Consider the following 20453-nt stretch of genomic DNA (forward strand, 5'->3'; position numbering starts at 1 on the left):
TTGCTGCGCCTGAAAGCGAAAGTAGTCTTACCATTTTCTCTTTACTGGGCAAGTTCTTCCCAGCGTTCGTATAAAATCTCCAACTCCTGGGCTATTTTTTCTTTTTCTCTGCTCAGCTTCAGACATTCGGCTACGTTGGTACAGACTTCCGGCAGCGCCAAAGTCTCATCAATCTCCTGATCCCTGGTTTCCAGTTCTTCAATTCTTTGCTCCGTTTTTTTCAGCTCGTTTTCCAATTTTCTCTGTCTGGCCTGCTCTTCTTTTTTCTGCTGCCAGCTGAGCTTGGTCTGAGAGATTTCTTTTGTGGCTGTCTGCTGGGTGAAGGCGGGAGCGTATTTTTGTGTCAGTTCTTCTTGCTTTTCCAGATAGTAATCATAGTTTCCTATGTAATTGACAAGGCTTTGATTGGTTAAATCTAAAATGCGGGTGGCCGTCTGATTGATAAAATACCGGTCATGAGACACACAAAAAACGGTACCTGTATAACTATTCAAAGCTTCCTCTAAAATTTCTTTGGAGGCGATGTCCAGATGGTTTGTCGGCTCATCCAAAATCAAAAAGTTGGCCTCGGACAGCATTAATTTTGCCAGGGATACTCGTCCTTTTTCCCCACCTGACAAAGAGGAGATAGGTTTGAAGACGTCATCTCCAGTAAACAAAAACGCGGCTAGCATGTTGCGAATCTGCGTCTCAGTCAGAGTCGGATAGGTGTCAGAAATTTCTTGAAATATGGATTTTTCCGAGTGCAGTACATGGTGCTCCTGGTCATAATATCCAATTTGTACTTTTGAGCCCAGGTTGATTTTTCCAGCGTCGGCGCTTACTAGTCCATTGATAATTTTTAGTATCGTGGTCTTTCCGGTGCCATTGCTGCCGATGAGAGCGACTCTTTCTCCTCGCTTGATCTCAAAAGAGAGTTCTGAGAAAAGTTTTTGTCCGGGAAAGGATTTGGTCAAACCTTCCACGGCCAACACATCATTCCCGCTGATCGTCCGAGGTTCCAGTTGGATACGCATTCGCTCTTGTTCCATGACAGGCTTGTCTAAGACCTGAATTTTATCCAGCATTTTTTCGCGACTCTCAGCGCGGCGGATGGATTTCTCACGGTTAAAGGAACGCAGCTTGGCGATGACTGCTTTCTGGTGACGAATTTCCTGCTGTTGATTTAGGTATGCCTTGTACTGGGCGTCTCGAATCTGGGCCTTTTTTTCACTGTAGTCCGAATAGTTTCCCATGTAAGTGCGTATCTGAGCGTTTTCGATCTCTACGACTTTCGTGACAACTCTATCTAGAAAATAGCGGTCATGGGAGACAATGAGCACTGCTCCGGGATAGTTCAAAAGATACGTCTCTAACCACCTTATAGAGTCCATATCCAGGTGGTTGGTGGGCTCATCCAACAGGAGAATATCAGGTTGGCTCAGAAGCAGTTTACCGAGAGCTACCCGGGTTTTTTGCCCACCTGAGAGTGTGGTAACCTGTTTTTGAAAGTCGGCTTCTTCAAATCCCAATCCCTTTAAGACACCTGTAATCTCACTGCGGTAGGCATAGCCGTTTTCCAGTTCAAAACTGTGGGTGAGACGGGTATAGGTGTCCATCATGCTTTCTAATTCGCTGCCTGTGGCATGTTTCATGTGTCGTTCTAACTGGCGTATCTGGTCTTCTAAGTCCAAAATATATTGCTTGGTGGTCAGAAGCTCATCATAGACAGTAAGATCTGTAGCGACCTCCTGGTACTGTGCTAGATACCCTAGAGTTTTGTCTTTGGCAAGGATGACTTCCCCGGAATCTGTCGGCAGTTCTCTTATGATGAGGCGCAAAAGAGTAGTTTTTCCAGCGCCATTGTTTCCGATCAGGGCGGCTTTCTCCCGCTCTTCTATATGAAAAGAGGCATTTTCGAGAATGAGATTCTCACCGAAAGCTTTATGAATGTTTTGACATGCTAAAATCATAGTAAACCTCCAATTTTTACGTAACATACAGTATCATTATAGCGAAAAAAACAGAAAACACAATATACTTAGGAGAACATCTGAGGTGTGCGGCTTAAAATATTGTAACTATTCAGCCATAACAGCTCAGATTAGCTGCTGTGCAGCTTATATCGCCGCATATGCGGCGAAATCCTCGCTTATGGCTAAGCGCCATATGCCTGATAAGGGCAAATCTCCTCTGCAAGCAAGCTTGCTCCGGATTTTTGTTCTTATCAGTCGCATGGCTGAATAGTTACAAAATATTTAACGAAATTGCGGGATAGGATTGACAATATTTTGTCAGCTATATATAATTGTTCTATATCGTAAGGAGGGATGACTGGTGGAAGAAAAAGAAATTTCCAAAGCAGTGATCAAACGATTGCCAAGATATTACCGATATTTAGGTGAGTTGATTGAAGAGGGTGTGGAGCGTATATCTTCCAATGACCTGAGTAAAAAGATGAAGGTGACGGCTTCTCAGATCCGGCAGGATCTAAATAATTTTGGCGGGTTTGGACAGCAGGGGTATGGATATAACGTGAAATATTTGTACACCGAGATTGGAAAAATCTTAGGTTTGGACATACTGCATCCGATGATTATCTTAGGTGCCGGTAACTTGGGACAGGCTCTTGCGAACTATGTAGACTTTGAAAAGCGGGGATTTGAACTGGTCGGGATTTTTGATATTAATCCGGTGCTGGAAGGTATGGGAGTTCGTGGAATTGAGATCAAGATGATCAGTGACTTGCCCTTTTTCTTAAAAGAAAAAAAAGTGGAGATTGCAGTTTTAACACTTCCTAAGAATCGGGCAGCAGATATGGCGGAAATATTAGTGAAAAATGGGATCAAAGCGATATGGAATTTTGCTCATATTGATTTGGATGTGCCGGAAGATGTCATTGTGGAGAATGTACATCTGTCAGAGAGCCTGATGACGCTTTCTTATAATTTGAGCAAATATACGAGAGACCACAAAGAGAAATAAGAATAAGCTGCTGTATGGTGTCACAAATGTGAGAGAGGCCTGCAGCAGCTTTTCCTGTGAGGGGAATTTTATGAAAAGTTGCTGCGGGTATATTACAGTAGATGACCTGCGGTGAAAAGGAGGCAGGACGGATGAAGACAGTTGTAAGTAGTGTTCAGGCAAAAGAATTGGATCAATATGCGATAGAAGAGATGAAGATGCCATCGTTGATATTGATGGAGAGAGCTGCTCTTGCGGTGGTTGATGCGTTGGAGAAAAAAGCCGAGACTTTGAAGTGTGTTTTGGTAGTCTGTGGAACTGGCAACAATGGCGCAGATGGTGTGGCTGTGGGGCGAATTCTTCATCTGAAAGGCTACGACGTAAACGTGTGCTGTCTAGGAGAAGAACAGCGATATTCCCCAGAATTAAGGCAGCAATTGGAGATTGCGAAAAAATATTGTGTTTCTTTGGTTAATAACCCATCCTGGAATGAATATACTACTATTGTGGATGCAATTTTTGGGGTGGGCCTGTCTAGGAATGTGACTGGATTTTATCTAGAAGCGATAAAACAGATCAATCAGACTTTTGCACGTAAGGTTGCGGTGGATGTCCCCTCTGGGCTGTGTTCAGACAGTGGCCGCATTCTGGGCCACGCGGTGAGGGCTGATGAGACGGTGACTTTTGCGTTTCTCAAAAAAGGGCTCTGTCTCTATCCGGGATGTGAATGGGCTGGTGAGACGTGTGTGGCCGACATCGGCATCTATGAGAGAAAAAATGAGACTCCCGAGGCGTACACGCACGCGGTGGAATGGCAGGATGTGAGGTGTCTGCTGCCGAAAAGAGCAGAGAACGGAAACAAGGGAAGCTTTGGAAAAGTACTGTTTCTGGCAGGTTCTAGGCAGATGGCGGGAGCGGCCTATCTATGTGCAAGCGCTTGTCTGCGCAGCGGGGCAGGAATGGTAAAGATTCATACTGCACAGGAGAACAGGGAGATTTTGCAGACTTTGTTACCGGAGGCACTGTTGTCTACTTATGCTGAGGGACAGGCAGATTTTCAGATGCTTAAAGAGGATTTGGAGTGGTGCGATGTGGTAGCGGCCGGTCCAGGACTTGGTCAAGGCCCTCAAGAGTGTAGTCTGTTGCAATTTTTACTGGAAAATTGTGCGAAACCTTTGGTGCTGGACGCAGATGCTCTGAATCTTTTTGGTAAAAATCCCCACTGGGCGAAGAAGCTGCCGAAGACTTGTGTGTTCACGCCGCATCTGATGGAGATGTCGAGAATGACGGGTAAAACGTTGGAAGAGATTCAAAGAGAACCGTTTCACTCAGCCGATGAATTTGCGAAAAGGCATCAGGTAATCTGCGTGCTCAAAGATGCGCGGACGGTGATAGCTGTTCCGGACGGGAGATCGTGGGTGAATTTAAGCGGAAACTCAGGGATGGCCACGGCAGGAAGCGGAGACGTGTTGACAGGTATTACAGCTGCTTTGTTAGCGGTGGGAGAGGACCCAGCGCATATGGCAGCACTGGCAGTGTACCTGCATGGATGCGCAGGAGATGTGGCTTGTGGCAGAAAAGGAGACAGAAGCATGACGGCACAGGATATCATTGGAGCCTTGCCTGAAGTTTTCAAACGAGGAGTTGATAAAAATGGAGAAAAACAGTCGAACAAAGGTATCTATATCGCTGGACGCGATTGCGCAAAATTTTGAGGAAATGCACCGGAAGCTTCCTAAGGAGACTAAGATGATGGCCGTGATTAAGGCTGATGGGTACGGGCATGGAGCACTCGCTATTGCGAAAACTGTGGAGAGCTATGAGTATGTCTGGGGCTTCGCCACCGCTACCGCACAGGAGGCGGGGCAGCTGCGGGAAGCGGGAATACATAAACCAATCTTGGTATTGGGGTACACATTTCAGGAAGATGATGCTTTGCTGGTAAGAGAAGAGATTCGTCCGACTGTCTTTCAGTACAGCACGGCTAAGAGACTGTCTCAAGAAGCGGCACGCCAAGGAAAGACCGTACATATTCATCTGGCGTTGGATACAGGGATGGCTAGAATTGGCTTTCCAGTTCAAAAAGAGAGCGTCAGAGAAATCCAAAAAATCCAGAAATTGGATTTTTTGGAGATTGAAGGACTGTTTACCCATTTTGCGAAGGCGGACGAGGCAGATTTGACGTATACGGCAGAGCAGCTTAGACAGTATGAACAGTTTTGCCAATGGCTTTCGCAGGAAGGGGTGACTGTGCCGATTCGCCACTGTGCCAACAGTGCGGGAATTATGTGTGTACCGAGAGCATACTTAGATTTGGTCAGGGCTGGCATCATTATGTACGGTATCTATCCGTCGGATGAAGTGGAGAGAGAAAAGCTTTTTTTAAGACCGGCAATGGAATGGAAAGCTCAAATTGCTTACGTGAAGACTGTGCCGGCTGGCTGTGCGGTCAGTTACGGGGGAACTTATGTGACAGAGAAGGAGACGAAAATTGCCACAATTCCTGTGGGTTACGCGGATGGATATCCCAGAAGTCTTTCAAACAAGGGCTGGATTTTAGTACATGGACAGAAGGCTCCGATTTTAGGAAGAGTCTGTATGGACCAGTTCATGGTGGATGTGACGGATATCCCTCAGGTGCGTCAGCACGACGAGGTTACACTGATTGGGTGGGATCATCAGGCATTTTTGTCTGTGGAAGAGTTGGCAAGGCTCTCAGGCAGGTTCCCCTATGAATTTGTCTGTGATATTGGATCACGGGTTCCGAGAGTCTATATTCAGAATCACAAGGAGATAGAAGAGCTGTAAGAGCAAAAAGGGGCAAAGACAACGCAATTCGTATACATCAGAAGAATATGGGAATACTATAGCTGATGAGAAGACAGGGGGGAATCTTAAAGCTGGGAAGCTGCTTCCTGTTCTCATTGCAAAAACCTAGGAATCGGAGTGTGAATTGTGTGATTATTAAAAGAGGGGATATCTATTATGCAGATCTGCGGCCAGTAGTGGGAAGTGAGCAAGGGGGCATCCGGCCGGTTTTGATTGTTCAAAACGATGTGGGAAATAAACACAGTCCCACAGTGATCTGTGCGGCGATTACATCGAAGATGAACAAAGCGAAACTGCCGACTCATATTGAGATAGATTCGACGGAGTACGATATCGTCAAAGATTCCGTGATTCTTCTGGAACAGCTTCGTACGATTGACAAGCGTAGGCTGAAAGACAAGGTATGTCATTTGGACCAGGCAATGCTAGATAAGGTGAATCACGCCCTGGAGATCAGTCTAGAGCTGACTACATAGCAGGATTGTATGAGAGAATCTTGACGAACAGGCGGGAAAATGATATAGTTTTATAAGTGAAATCCCAAGAGATCTAAGGGATGGCGAAATAAAATGGAATGGACAGAGAAAATGAGAGATTTGAGCCAGTGAAATGTGTGAGGATCTCTTACTTTCATGTCTAAGTATGCAGGAGATTGGCACACACAGCCTGACTGCTTACGAAGAATTTGAGGAGAGATATATGGATGATAGCAGTCGACCTCTCTGGGGGTGTTTTCTGTTCGTGTTGTTCATATTGCTGAATGGCATCTTGTATGGCTTTGGAGCGGCCATTCAACGTATGAACCAAACGGATGTGGAGAAAGAAGCCCTGGGAGGAAACCGCAAAGCGGCGAAGCTATGGAAAATTATGCAGAATCCTGGACGGCTGATTAGTTCGATTTTGGCGTCCACTACACTTTTGGGGGTGTGTTACGGCACTTTTGGCGTGCACTCTTTTGCAGAGCTTCTTGTGCCTTACATAGACCAGAGAATTGCATATGCTGTTGTGATTGTAGTATCGGTGATTCTGTTGGCATCTCTTGGAATTTTGTCTTTTAAAAAAGTGAGTACTTTTTATCCAAAGAGAGTGTCTTATCTGTTTTTAGGTATTGTCAGTCTGGTGATTACAATTTTGACACCGCTGACTAGCCTCATTTCCGGTATATCGGCTGGGCTGACAAGACTTCTTGGTCTTGACGCGAAGAAAGTACAAGGGGACGTGACGGAGGAAGAGATTATCTCCATGGTGGGCGAGGCCCATGAACAGGGAGTCATCGAGGAATCTGAAGCAGAGATGATTCAGAATCTGATTAGTTTCAGTGAGAAGGAAGCAAAAGATATCATGACTCCGAGGATGAATATTACAGCATTGGACGCGCAGATGACCTTAAACGATGCTATAGAGATCATGCTAGAAGAGGGGTACTCACGCTATCCGGTGTATGTGGAGGATTTGGATAATATTCTGGGAGTTTTAAATTTCAGAGATGTGGTACCTATCATCACCAAAAGCGAGAGAGCAGGCGAAAGACCACTGCGAGAGCTTCCGGGGTTGATTCGGTCAGTGGTTTTTATCCCTGAGACCCGGGGAATTAATCAGATTTTGCAGGGAATGCAAGCCAGAAAGACGCACATGGTAGTGGTGGTAGATGAATATGGCCAGACAGAAGGACTGGTGGCTATGGAGGACATTCTGGAAGAAATCGTGGGAGAAATCCATGATGAGTACGATGAGGAGGAGGCAAATATTCAGCCTCAGCTTGATCAGAGTGTGATCATCGACGGTTTTACTCGGCTAGAAGAGTTAGAAGAGGAGCTGGGCATGGAATTTGGAGACCAGGAGATGGAGACTTTGAATGGGTATCTGACTTATATGCTGGATCACATTCCCACGATCAAGGACAAGGAAGTGATTGCCAACGGCTATCGCTTTGAGATTCTGTCCGTGGAGAACAACACAATACAAAAAGTAAAAGCGAGAAAATTACCTTCCGCGGCTCAGACGCCTTTGGAAGAGAAGAAATAAAGGAGACAAAAAATGTCAGGACATTCAAAATTTGCGAATATTAAGCATAAGAAAGAAAAAAACGATGCGAAAAAGGGGAAGATTTTCACGGTGATCGGCCGTGAGATTGTGATTGCGGTGAAGGAAGGTGGACCAGACCCGGCTAATAACAGCAAGCTGCGAGATGTGATCGCGAAGGCGAAAGCGAATAATATGCCCAATGACACCATTGACCGTGGAATTAAAAAGGCAGCCGGAGATGCATCAGCGGATAACTATGAAGCGGTTACTTATGAGGGCTATGGACCTAATGGAATCGCAATTATCGTGGAGGCACTGACAGATAATAAAAACCGCACCGCGGCAAATGTCAGAAGCGCGTTTTCAAAGGGGAATGGCAGTATCGGCGTGCAAGGATGTGTGTCCTTTATGTTTGACAAGAAAGGGCAGATTATCATCGCAAAAGAAGACTGTGAGATGAATGCCGATGATCTGATGATGGCAGCTTTGGATGCGGGAGCAGAAGATTTCAATGAAGAGGAAGACAGCTATGAGGTACTTACAGCGCCAGATGACTTCAGTGTGGTAAGGGAGACGCTGGAAAAAGAAGGGGTGCCGATGCTAGAGGCGCAGGTGGCAATGATTCCTCAGACTTATGTGGAACTGACAGAGGAGAAAGCTGTGAAAGATTTGCAAAAGACCTTAGAGCTTTTGGAAGATGACGATGATGTGACCGATGTATGGCACAATTGGGATGAGTAAAGAAACCGTGTGCTTTTTGCCTTTGGAATAATTATAGGGAATATGGTGGATAATACCTCTAGAATATTGAAAATCTGGAGGTATTTTTTATGTCAGAGACAAACAAAAAAGAAGAACGGGAAGAAGATCAGGCTGTCAATGAGCAGATCAAAGATATGGGACAGGTGACGCTAGAAGAGAATTCTGGAAAGCACAGGATACATTTGTTGACAATTATCGGAGAAGTGGAGGGGCATGAATCTGCACCTAATCACAGCAAAACCACGAAATATGAACACGTACTGCCAAAGCTTGCAATGATTGAGGATGACCAGAATGTGGATGGACTCTTGGTCTTGCTAAATACAGTAGGAGGCGATGTGGAAGCGGGATTGGCTATTGCGGAGATGATCGCGTCACTTAGTGTTCCGACAGTGTCTCTGGTTCTGGGAGGAGGCCATTCTATCGGAGTTCCCATGGCGGTCTCAGCGGACTATTCCTTCGTGGTTCCCAGTGCGACGATGGTGATTCATCCAGTTCGCTCCAATGGAATGTTTATCGGTGTTGCTCAGACCTATAGAAATATGGAAAAAATTCAGGATAGAATTACATCATTTATCGCGGGTCATTCCCATATCACTCAGCAGAGGTTGGAGGAGCTGATGCTGGATACCTCTCAGCTGGTCAAGGATGTAGGGACGATGTTGGAGGGAGAAGATGCGGTCCGTGAAGGGCTGATTGATGAAGTAGGAGGCATTAAAGAAGCGTTGGCAAAGCTTCATCAGATGATTGGAGAAAATGGGCAGAAGAAAACTGTGGAAAGAAACAAATTGGAGGTAGTTGAAGCTAACCTATAAAAGTTAATTTTATTGAGGTTTTTCCTAGAATTTCCGCATAAAATAAACAAAATTTTTGGGTTTTTAGTTCCCTTGTTTGTTCTTTTGTGATATAATTCTTCTATTGATAATATAATAACGATTATGCTTAGGAGGGACAAGAGATGAGCAAGACGTGTGGATGTCAAAGCGGCGCAAGTTCCGATGGGAATTTCGCCGAGCTGGCTCCTGTACTGGAAAAGTATGCGAAAGTACCGGGAAGCCTTATTACCATTCTGCAGAAGACACAGGATATTTATGGCTATCTCTCTATGGATGCAATCAACTATATTTCTGAGAGGACCGGAATCATGCCTGCAAAGATTTATGGCGTGGCGACTTTTTACGCACAGTTCCGTCTGCAGCCAATTGGAAAATATCTGATTATGCTCTGTAAAGGTACTGCTTGCCATGTAAATGGCGCTGATATGATTCAGGAGGCAGTCAGTGAACATTTGGGGATTCAGGATGGAGAGACCACGGAGGACGGTCTGTTTACGCTGAATGCGGTTGCCTGTCTGGGATGTTGTTCTCTGGCGCCGGTGATGATGGTGAAGACTGTCGACGGCGAGGAGACCTTTGGTAACCTGACAAAATCTTCTGTAACTAAGATTTTAGATGATTACAAGGCAAAGAATGCGTAGGAGGTAAAAAAATGAAAGTTGTAATAGGACAAGGTAGCTGTGGTATTGCTACAGGCGCTAAGAAAACCTCTAACGAGTTCGAGAGACTTGTAGCTGAGAAAAAGCTGGACAATGTCGTGATCGACAAGACCGGATGTATCGGTACCTGTTATCTAGAGCCCATCGTGGACGTGTACAAGGACAACGGGGAATTAGAGGCGAGATATGTAAAGCTTCAGCCGGAAAAGGTAGCTGAGGTTGTGGAAAAACATTTGATCGGCGGCGAGCCGGTGGCAGAGTACACGATTTCTGAGGAGGATAAGACCTTCCTTTCCCAGCAAAGACGTGTGGTTTTGAGAAACTGTGGTCTGATCAACCCGGAGAAGATTGATGAGTACATAGCAAAAGGTGGATATGAGGCAGCGAAGAAGGTTATCACTACGATGACACAGGATGAAGTCATCGAGGTTGTAAAGGTATCCGGTCTGCGTGGACGTGGAGGCGCAGGCTTCCCCACCTGGTTTAAATGGAATGCGATCAAATCCAATGCCGGTGCACAGAAATATATGGTATGTAATGCCGACGAGGGTGACCCGGGTGCGTTCATGGACCGTTCCGTTTTGGAAGGCGACCCGCATTCTCTGTTGGAAGGTATGATTATCGGTGGCTTCGCGGCGGGAGCAACCGAGGGTGTAATTTACTGCCGTGCAGAGTATCCGTTGGCGATTGCCCGTCTGGAAATTGCAATGGAGCAGGCAAGAGAAAAAGGATTTTTAGGAAAGAACTTGTTCGGAACCGATTTCAGTTTTGACATCCGTATCAAGGCTGGTGCCGGTGCCTTTGTATGTGGAGAGGAGACTGCGTTGATTGCTTCTCTGGAAGGTGAGAGAGGTATGCCTCGTCTGAAACCACCATTCCCAGCAGCAAAGGGTTACTGGAAGCTTCCTACGAATATCAATAACGTTGAGACTTATGCCAACGTACCGTGGATTTTCGCCAATGGCGGAGAAGCATTCGCTGCAATGGGAACTGCCCAGAGTAAAGGTACAAAGGTATTTGCACTGGCAGGAAAGATTAAAAAAGGTGGTCTGGTTGAGGTTCCAATGGGACTTCCGTTGAAAGAGGTCATCTATGGTATCGGCGGAGGTATCAAAAACGATAAAAACTTCAAGGCGGTACAGATGGGAGGTCCGTCTGGCGGGTGTATTCCTGCTCAGTTGATCGACACCCCTGTTACCTACGAAGATATCAATAAGACGGGAGCGATCGTTGGCTCCGGTGGTATGATCGTCATGGACGAGAATACCTGTATGGTGGATATGGCCCGTTACTTCCTAGATTTCACGAAGAAAGAGTCCTGCGGTAAATGTAATTACTGCCGTATCGGTACCAAGAGAATGCTGGAGATTCTGGAGAGAATCACCCGCGGCGAAGGAAAAGACGGAGACATTGAGCTGCTAGAAGAGCTGGCGGGCAAGATTAAAGACGGTGCGATGTGTGGTCTGGGACAGACTGCTCCGAACCCGGTGCTGACGACCATCCGCTACTTTAGAAACGAGTATGAAGATCATATTTACAACCACACCTGTACTGCAAAATCCTGTAAGGCTCTGATTCACTATGAGATTACAGATAACTGTAAGGGCTGCGGTGCCTGTGCAAGAAAATGTCCGGTTGGTGCAATCAGCGGTGAGAAGAAGAAAGTTCATTCTATTGACCCGAATGTATGTATCAAGTGTGGCAAGTGTGAAGAGTCCTGTAAATTTGATGCAGTAAAGAGAGTGTAGGAGGGGAAGACAGTGAATAAATTTAGATTGAATATCGATGGAAAAGAAGTCTTCGGTATTCCGGGACAGACTATTCTTGAGGTAGCAAGAGAAAATGACATTGAAATCCCAACTCTTTGCTACGATGAGAGAACTGAGATCTACGGTGCCTGCGGTCTCTGCGTTGTGGAAGTGGAAGGAAACCCGAAGCTTTGCAAAGCCTGTGCGACCCAGATTGCACCGAATATGATTGTAAATACAAAGACACCGAGAGTCATCGAGTCCAGAAAGACGAACCTGGAGCTGTTGCTCTCTAACCACAGAGGAGATTGCCGTCCTCCGTGCAAATTGGCATGTCCGGCCGGAACAGACTGTCAGGGCTATGTGGGGCTGATTGCCAATGGAAAATACAGAGAAGCGATTGAACTGATCAAAGAGCGGATACCGCTGCCAGGTGCAATCGGACGTGTATGTCCGCATCCTTGTGAGACTGCCTGCCGGCGTGGGCTGGTGGATGAGCCAATCTCCATCGCATGGCTGAAGCGATTTGCAGCAGATCACGATCTGTTCGGTGAGGACCCATTTATGCCGGAGATCGCTCCTGAGACCGGAAAGAATGTAGCAGTGATCGGTGGTGGACCTTACGGTCTGTCTATGGCTTATTTCTTGAGAAGAATGGGACATGAAGTGACGATCTATGAGGCAATGCCAAAATTAGGCGGTATGCTTCGCTACGGTATCCCGGAATACCGTCTGCCGAAAGAGATTCTGGATGAAGAGATCTCTCTGATCGAGAGAATGGGCGTTACGATGATTCCAAATGTAAAGATTGGAAAAGATATTGCTTTTGAGACCATCCGCAGAGATTATGATGCAGTTTGCTTAGGTATCGGTGCATGGCTGTCCACAGGTGTTCGCTGCAAGGGCGAGGACGCGCAAGGTGTGATTGGTGGTATCGACTTCCTGAGAAAAGTAGTGCGCAATGAGGCGATTGATCTAGGCGAGAATGTGGCAATTGTCGGTGGTGGAAATACTGCGATGGATGCCTGCCGTACAGCAGTTCGCCTGGGCGCTAAGAAGGTATATAACATCTACCGTAGAACCAAAGATGAGATGCCAGCGGATATGGTAGAGATTGAGGAGGCAGAGGAAGAAGGAGTCATCTTCTTGAACCTGACAAATCCTCTGGAAATCATTGCAGACGAGAACGGCAAAGCAAAACAGATGGTTCTCCAGGTGATGAAATTAGGTGAACCAGATGCCAGCGGCAGACGTGCTCCGATTCCGGTAGAAGGTGAGACAAAGACCATTGATGTGGACACAGTAATTTTGGCGATCGGCCAGAAGGTAAATCCGGAAGGCATCGAGGGTGTAGACCTGACCAGAAAGAGCGGTATTGTCTATGACAAAGATACCTTTATGACGAAGATTCCTGGCGTATTTGCTGGCGGCGACTGTGGAAATGACAAAATTTCTATTGCAGTGGAATCCATCGGTGATGCGCAGAAAGGAAGTCTGGTTGTGGATGCTTACCTGCGCGGGGAACAGATTAAATACGAGAAACCATATTATGTACAGAGAACCGATTTGACACCGGCTTCTTTCGAGGACCGTGAGAGAATGTGTCGTCCTGCTATGGACCAGCTCTCTGCCGAAGAGAGAAAAGACAACTTTACAGAAGTAGTATTCGGATACGATGAGGAGAAGGCTCAGGCCGATGCTTCCCGCTGTCTGGAATGTGGTTGTAAAGACTACTTCGAGTGTAAGCTAATCAGTTACGCGAACCAATACAATGTGAAGCCGGACCGCTTTAGCGGAGATATCAACACGGTAGACTACGAGGATGAGCATCCATTTATTCTGAGAGATCCGAATAAGTGTATCCTTTGCGGTGTCTGTGTACGTGTCTGCGATGAAGTTATGGGTGTGGGCGCTTTAGGATTGGTAAAACGTGGATTTGACACGGTGGTAAAACCGGCTTTAGAGCAGCCTCTGGCTGAGACTGGATGTATCTCCTGTGGTCAGTGTACCAGCTATTGTCCGACTGGAGCGCTCCAGGAGAGAATGGCTATCAAGAAGTCTGTTCCTCTGGATACCACCTGTACACAGACTACTTGTTCTCATTGTTCTGTCGGCTGTAGCTTGGAATTGGAAAACTATGGAGACCTGCTGATTAAAGCGGTACCGGATAAAGAAGGTGCTGTGAACAAAGGAATCCTCTGCGGAAAAGGAAAATTTGGTTTTGACTGTGCATATTTGGACGGTAAGCTGTTAGACCCGATGGCAAAAGACCTGGATGGAATGTTTACAGAGGTAGACTACCACGACGCTTTTGTTCTGACTGCGAAGAAGACAGAGGCAGTGGCGGCGAAGTATGGAAAAGACGCAGTGGCAGTGGCGATCTCAGACCGCTACACCAACGAGGAAGCCTATGTGATGAAGAAGCTGGCAGAGTCCATCGGAGCAAAGACGCTGTGCTTTGACAACCGTGAGAGTGGAATTGAGAAAGTGTTGGGCGTGAACGCTTCTCCAAATACCATCGACGAGCTGCTGTCTACAGAGGTGATTTTGGTAGTTGGCTTCAATAATTCTCAGGTGATGAGAGTGAAACTGAGTCAGGCGGCAAAGAACGGTGCGAAAGTCATCCTGATTAATCCGGAAGGCTATGAGCAGGATCATTTTGCTTTTGCTTACAAGACTGTATATACACAAAACGATCTGTCCTATCTGCAGAGCATTGCGAAAGTACTGACGGATATGGGCAAAGGTACCGGTGTTGAGGGATATGAAGAGTTCGCTAAGAGTGTGGCAACAGCGGAAGTGACCGATGAGATCAAAGAAATCGCTGAGCTGTACGCAAATGCTAAGAAAGCGATGATTGTATTCCAGCAGAACCTTGTATCTGTGGAGGCAGCTACCCTGCTGGCAGACATTGCTGTTGTTTCTGGACATATCGGAAAAGCCAGAGACGGTATCTTACAGATCAAAGCAAAGAACAATAGCCAGGGTCTGATTGATTTGGGCATCACTGCAGGTGCTGAGGCTATGGACGGAGTGAAGGCTCTTCTGGTATTTGGTGAGGATGTGAATCCAGAACTGCTGAAAGATGTAGAGTTTATGATGGTATGCGATACTCATATGACCGAGACTGCGAGAAGAGCAGACGTGGTGATTCCGGGAACCGGATTTGCTAGCGCAGACGGTACATACACCAACACAGAGCGTAGACTTCAGGCAGTGGAACATGCGATTGAGGAAGAAGTTGTGTTCAACAACTGGGAAGTTGCGGCTGAGATCGCTCATGTATATGAGGTGGAGATGCCTTATGACGATGAGGCTGACATCGCAGAAGAGATGGACTGCACAGTTCCAGTGTACCGCGAAGCAGTGATTGGTGAGGTGCATGGCGCAGTTTTGGCCTGCAAGGATGCGAAGCTGGTAGCTGTTGCTGCTGGAAAATTTGTAGACCCGCTGAAGTGTACAGACAATCTCACCAACATGATTGAGGCGAGATTGCCGAAATGTGAAAAATAAAGACGCATAATAGATATGCGGTAATTGTGTTCAAACGGAGATAGAGAAGGCGCTGTTCGATCATCAAAAGATGATCAAGCAGCGCTTTTGTTTTTTGAACTTTCCCCTTCTTGTTAAATGGAACTGCATATGTTATACTAAAACTCAATGTGAGTAATATGGGTTCCAAGATATGGGAATTTGTTAGGAAACAGAATACATGAGAAGAGAAGGAATGAGAAATGTCATTTTTATATTCAATACTAATGGGAATTATTCAGGGTATCACAGAGTTTTTGCCAGTGAGCAGTTTTGGGCATCTGGTGATTTTTCAACAGTTAACAGGCTTTGAACCAGATACGGGACTTCTCCTGGAGGCGATGCTGCACCTGGGAACTACGGTAGCTGTAGTTTTGGCTTTTCAAAAAGATGTCAGACAGATTCTATTGGAGCTTTGCAGGATGGCCTACGATGTGGTTTGCAATGCGCAGATTTTGATTCAGAACAAAAAAAACGGGGAGGATCAAAGCTACCATCGAATTGTGCGCAGCAGTTATCGCAAATTTGTTGTACTGTTGTTAGTGTCTACGATACCTACGTTCTTTTTAGGATATGCGGCTAGAAATCTGGCTCAAATGGCAGCATACAGCCTTCTTTTTACAGGAATTGGTTTGCTAATTACTGGTATTCTCTTGTTTGTGGTGGATTTTATTCCGATCACTGGCAAGCTTCCTGGTGAAATTACCTATGATCGGGCAATGTGGATAGGGATTTGTCAGGGACTTTCTGTATTTCCAGGAATTTCTCGGTTAGGGATTACGATGTCCACATCTTTGATGTTTGGCATGGGCCGAAAATTTGCGTTAAAGTATTCATTTTTGTTGTCCATACCGGCTACCTTGGGAGCTATGGCTGTGGAACTGAAGAACTTTGTGAGTCCTTCTATGACCATCTCTTTGGGTATTGCCTATGTGCTCGGGGCTATCGTTGCAGGAGCTGTGGGCTATTTGTGCATCAGGCACATGCTTTCCCTGGTACGAAAGAAAAGATTTCGGATTTTTGCCTGTTACTGTTTTTTGGCAGGGCTTGTGGCGATCGTCGGAAATTTTGTCAGATAAGTATGTTGAGGAGGAGTATGAATGGCAGCGACAAAAAAGAAAACCAGCAACAGAGGAAAAAGACAGACGAAACAGGAACCTGCCGCAGGTAACTTTAGCACGGAGATTGTACTGATTCTCTTTTTAGCACTTTCGATTATCATGTTAATCAGCAATTTTGGAGTAGGAGGGATGGTCGGAGACGCAATCAGCAAGTTTTCTTTTGGAATCTTTGGCCTAATGGCGTATGTGTTTCCAATTCTACTCTTTGTCGGAGTGGCATTTTTTATGGTAAACCGCCGAAATCGCCTAGTCAAAAAGAAGATTATAGCAGGAATCTTGTTTTTTTTATTCTGCTGTAATCTTATGCAGCTTTTGACAGAAGGATATACACGCAGTTTTGAAATCATGGAGTATTTTTATACCTCATCTCAGTATAAGACCGGAGGTGGAGTTGTGGGCGGTGCTCTCTGTGTGAGTACCACTTTGGCTTTTGGAACGATTGGGTCCTATGTGATAACAATAGTTGTTCTTTTGATATCATTAATTTTGATGACTCAGAGATCTTTTTTTGGTTTTGTGGAAAAGATTGCGAGAGGATTGTTTCAGACTGTCAAGGGTGGCGTGAAGAGTTACCGTGAGGATGCACCTGCCCGTCAGGAAAGGGCCGAAGCCAGGAGATATCAAAAAGAGCTGAAAAAGAAGAGAGAGTCCGAGTCTGAGAAAAGGGGAAGGTCAGTCCAAAAAGAGACCGGATTTCTCAGTGAGACATTGCTGAAGGATGTGGAGAATGAGAATTTGACGGAGACTTCTGCTATGGAGTTCCCAATTTATCGAGGAGACGAGGAAAAACAGGAAACTTTATCTCAGGAGAACAGCCAAGGTCAGAAAAAAGAAAAAAAGACTCCGATGATGGAGATTATCTCCGAAGAAAAAAGCATTCAGGAGGAAAAAGAAGAGGAGATGTTTCAGAGGAGTGAGGAGAAGGTCTCTAAGCCTCCGAAGTCTTCAGAAGCTGAGATTCAAAATGGAATTCACAATATTCGAAAAGAGATTGAATCCCAGACAGCTGTACCGGAGAGAGTTTATAAATTTCCTCCTCTGAGTCTTTTAAAGAAAGGCAGCAGGGGTGCTGTGGGAGATTCGGATGCCCATCTGCGAAAAACGGCTAAAAAGCTTCAGGATACGTTGAAAAGTTTTGGTGTTAATGTGACCATTACAAATGTCAGCTGTGGACCGACAGTGACTAGATATGAACTACAGCCGGAGCAAGGAGTGAAAGTCAGTAAGATTGTGGGCTTGACAGATGATATAAAATTGAATCTGGCAGCGTCAGATATTCGGATTGAAGCGCCAATTCCGGGAAAAGCAGCGGTGGGAATTGAGGTTCCCAACGATCACAACAGCGCCGTTATGCTCAGAGATCTACTGCAGTCTGAGACATTTCAAAAGAGCAAATCGAAACTGTCCTTTGCGGCTGGAAAAGATATTGCCGGGATGCCGGTGGTTGCCGATATCGCAAAAATGCCTCATTTGTTGATTGCCGGCGCCACCGGTTCCGGCAAATCCGTCTGCATCAACACTCTGATTATGAGTATTTTGTACAAGGCAAAACCTGATGAGGTAAAACTGATTATGATTGACCCGAAAGTGGTTGAGCTGAGTGTATATAATGGTGTGCCTCATTTGCTGATTCCTGTAGTGACAGATCCAAAGAAAGCAGCAGGTGCGTTGAATTGGGCAGTATCTTCGATGACAGAAAGATACAATACGTTTGCAGAGTACAATGTACGGAATCTAGAGGAGTACAACAAAAAAATAGAAGATGCACCGAGAATTAACGGAGAGGAACCGCCGAAGCCTTTGCCGCAGATTGTAATTATCGTGGATGAGCTGGCAGATTTGATGATGGTGGCTCCAGGTGAGGTGGAGGACGCAATCTGCCGCCTGGCTCAACTGGCACGTGCAGCGGGAATCCATCTGATTATTGCCACACAAAGGCCATCTGTGAACGTAATTACGGGGCTCATCAAGGCAAATATGCCGTCGAGAATCGCTTTCTCTGTCTCCTCCGGAGTTGATTCCAGGACAATTCTGGACATGAACGGGGCAGAAAAGCTTTTGGGAAAAGGGGACATGTTGTTCTATCCCCAGGGATATCAAAAGCCGGCTCGTCTTCAAGGGGCTTTTGTGTCAGACGAGGAAGTAAGCAAGGTTGTGGAGTTTTTGGCGGACAAAAATCCAGGGAGTCCCTATGACGAAAAAGTGGCGGAATCTATCAACTCTTCAGGCGCTGTAGGCAGTTCTGGGAATTCAGAAGCAGACCGTGACCGGTATTTCGTGGAAGCGGGAAAGTTTATCATCGAGAAAGAGAAGGCTTCTATTGGAATGCTACAGAGAATGTTTAAAATCGGCTTTAACCGTGCGGCTAGAATTATGGACCAGCTAGCCGAAGCTGGAGTCGTGGGCCCGGAGGAAGGGACGAAGCCCAGAAAGGTGCTGATGTCCTTGGAAGAATTTGAAAAATATGTCGAGGAATATTTATAGAGATGAAGTGTCCATATTGTGGAGAAGAAGTGAAACCGGGAACACTCTTTTGTCCAAAATGTCTCACGGAGGTTCCCTGGGTATCGGAATATAATACGGTAGAGACGCTAATTACCCAAAAGAAGCATGAAGAAGAAAAGAAAGTCTGTCAGGAGCGGAAAAAAGAGCAGATGCAAAAAGAAATTCGCCAGAAAAAACGCAGGCTTTTTTTTCTGTGTGGATTTGCAGTTGTTTCCATTTTAGGGACAATTCTTCTTGGAGTGGGATACTACAGAATGAACTCCTATGCTTATCAGTATCAGGCTGGGGTAAAGGCATATAATCAGGAGGACTATGACCAAGCGATGGACCACATGGACCAGGCGCTGTCCATGGAGCCGGATAATCCCAATGCAAATTTGATGATGGCTAAGATTTTCGACGCACAGGAAGATTATGCTTCTGTGGAAAAGATTTTGACAGTGTTTTTAAAAGAGCATCCGGACAATCTAGAGGCATATGGAGTCTTGCTGTCTGCAATGGAAAAGAATCAGGATGTGGAAGCAATTAGGGAACTGTTACAGATGTGTACCAATCCGGATGTTTTGGAAGAGTACTCTGAGTATATATGTCCAGATTTGAACACAGATTTTCAGTCCGGCACCTATCATAAAAAGCCCATGAAAGTGGAAATTTCGGGGGAATGCGAGAAAATCTACTATACTCTCGACGGAACGATACCGGATGAAGATAGTAAGATTTATACTGGTCCTATCAAGCTCAAAGAGGGTGTCACAGTTCTGTATGCGTACGGCGTCAATAAGAAAGGAATCCCCGGCGATATTATCTACCGAAAATATGTATTGGAGCCTGAGGATTGACGCTAAGAGCATGGTATCTGGCGGGTAAAAGATTGTGAGAGAGGGAAAAGGAGACAGTCGGATGAAAATAACACTGGTTACAGTGGGCAAAATCAAAGAAAAGTATTTAAAAGATGCGGTTGCGGAGTACAGCAAGCGGCTGAATCGTTACTGCAAGTTGGAAATCGTGGAGGTGGCCGATGAGAAAACATTGGATGGAGCCAGCGAAGCAGTGGAAAATCAGATTCGGCAAAAGGAGGGGGAGAGAATCTCTAAATATCTGAGAGAAGATGCCTATGTGATCGCTCTGGCTATTGACGGAGAGATGCTGTCCTCCGAGAAATTTTCGGAAAAGATCGGAAGACTGGGGATTTCCGGTGTCAGCCATATCATCTTCGTCATTGGAGGCTCCATTGGACTGGACAAGGAGCTGCTAAAAAGAGCAGACTGCCGGCTGAGTTTTTCGAGGATGACCTTTCCCCATCAACTTATGAGGGTGATTCTCTTAGAGCAGATTTACCGGGGCTACCGAATTCTTTCTAACGAGCCCTATCACAAATAAATATGCCTAAAATTTCGGTGTCAAAGATTTTTGACATCGAAAAAACGTGCAAAAACATGCCATGTCAAGACCGTTTGATAGACAAATACTCTTTTTTGATTAAAATTTGAATTA

General features: G+C 45.7%; 15 protein-coding genes. 14 read left to right on the forward strand and 1 reads right to left on the reverse strand.

The genetic code is table 11. The features are described from left to right. Positions 1-41 precede the first annotated feature (41 nt). Positions 42-1952 carry an ABC-F family ATP-binding cassette domain-containing protein gene (locus tag BLHYD_RS07800; protein WP_040350266.1) on the reverse strand — a complete coding sequence of 637 codons (1911 nt, stop codon included), beginning with the start codon at positions 1950-1952 and terminating at the stop codon, positions 42-44. Between the two features lie 364 nt (positions 1953-2316). On the opposite strand from BLHYD_RS07800, the gene BLHYD_RS07805 reads away from it, so the two are divergent. From BLHYD_RS07805 to rlmH, 14 genes are all read left to right on the forward strand, one after another. Then, positions 2317-2964, forward strand: coding sequence for a redox-sensing transcriptional repressor Rex (locus BLHYD_RS07805; RefSeq protein WP_005945428.1), 648 nt, complete (start codon positions 2317-2319; stop codon positions 2962-2964). Positions 2965-3095: 131 nt separating this feature from the next. Continuing rightward, positions 3096-4658 (forward strand): NAD(P)H-hydrate dehydratase, encoded by a 1563-nt coding sequence (locus BLHYD_RS07810; protein ID WP_081447102.1) that lies wholly within the window; start codon positions 3096-3098, stop codon positions 4656-4658. Continuing rightward, on the forward strand, positions 4597-5751 hold the full coding sequence (gene alr, locus BLHYD_RS07815) for an alanine racemase (protein WP_005945434.1): 1155 nt from the start codon (positions 4597-4599) through the stop codon (positions 5749-5751). Before BLHYD_RS07810 ends, alr begins: the two co-directional genes overlap by 62 nt. Positions 5752-5900: 149 nt before the next feature. Next, entirely contained in the window at positions 5901-6248 is a 348-nt protein-coding gene (locus tag BLHYD_RS07820; protein ID WP_040350350.1) for a type II toxin-antitoxin system PemK/MazF family toxin, read from the forward strand. Between the two features lie 223 nt (positions 6249-6471). After that, positions 6472-7797 carry a hemolysin family protein gene (locus tag BLHYD_RS07825; RefSeq protein WP_242648366.1) on the forward strand — a complete coding sequence of 442 codons (1326 nt, stop codon included), beginning with the start codon at positions 6472-6474 and terminating at the stop codon, positions 7795-7797. A gap of 12 nt (positions 7798-7809) precedes the next feature. Continuing rightward, entirely contained in the window at positions 7810-8538 is a 729-nt protein-coding gene (locus BLHYD_RS07830; protein WP_005945442.1) for a YebC/PmpR family DNA-binding transcriptional regulator, read from the forward strand. An 89-nt stretch (positions 8539-8627) separates the two neighbouring features. Further along, a complete protein-coding gene (locus tag BLHYD_RS07835) occupies positions 8628-9374 on the forward strand; it encodes a ClpP family protease (RefSeq protein ID WP_005945444.1) in 747 nt (248 codons plus the stop codon). 143 nt (positions 9375-9517) lie between these two features. Beyond that, a complete protein-coding gene (nuoE, locus tag BLHYD_RS07840) occupies positions 9518-10036 on the forward strand; it encodes an NADH-quinone oxidoreductase subunit NuoE (RefSeq protein WP_005945448.1) in 519 nt (172 codons plus the stop codon). Positions 10037-10047: 11 nt separating this feature from the next. Beyond that, positions 10048-11802, forward strand: a complete 1755-nt coding sequence (locus BLHYD_RS07845; RefSeq protein ID WP_005945451.1) for an NADH-ubiquinone oxidoreductase-F iron-sulfur binding region domain-containing protein — start codon at positions 10048-10050, stop codon at positions 11800-11802. 12 nt (positions 11803-11814) lie between these two features. Continuing rightward, complete coding sequence (locus BLHYD_RS07850) at positions 11815-15315, forward strand: FAD-dependent oxidoreductase (RefSeq protein WP_260784511.1); 3501 nt, start codon at positions 11815-11817, stop codon at positions 15313-15315. Between the two features lie 221 nt (positions 15316-15536). Then, positions 15537-16412 (forward strand): undecaprenyl-diphosphate phosphatase, encoded by an 876-nt coding sequence (locus BLHYD_RS07855; RefSeq protein ID WP_021844751.1) that lies wholly within the window; start codon positions 15537-15539, stop codon positions 16410-16412. A 21-nt stretch (positions 16413-16433) separates the two neighbouring features. Continuing rightward, positions 16434-18938, forward strand: coding sequence for a DNA translocase FtsK (locus tag BLHYD_RS07860; RefSeq protein ID WP_005945488.1), 2505 nt, complete (start codon positions 16434-16436; stop codon positions 18936-18938). Between the two features lie 2 nt (positions 18939-18940). Further along, the gene (locus tag BLHYD_RS07865; RefSeq protein ID WP_005945490.1) at positions 18941-19798 is read left to right on the forward strand and encodes a chitobiase/beta-hexosaminidase C-terminal domain-containing protein; all 858 of its coding nucleotides are present in this window, start codon (positions 18941-18943) and stop codon (positions 19796-19798) included. A 61-nt stretch (positions 19799-19859) separates the two neighbouring features. Further along, complete coding sequence (rlmH, locus tag BLHYD_RS07870; RefSeq protein WP_005945492.1) at positions 19860-20339, forward strand: 23S rRNA (pseudouridine(1915)-N(3))-methyltransferase RlmH; 480 nt, start codon at positions 19860-19862, stop codon at positions 20337-20339. Positions 20340-20453 lie beyond the last annotated feature (114 nt).

The organism is Blautia hydrogenotrophica DSM 10507, from assembly GCF_034356035.1.
GTDB classification, from domain to species: Bacteria; Bacillota; Clostridia; order Lachnospirales; family Lachnospiraceae; genus Blautia_A; species Blautia_A hydrogenotrophica.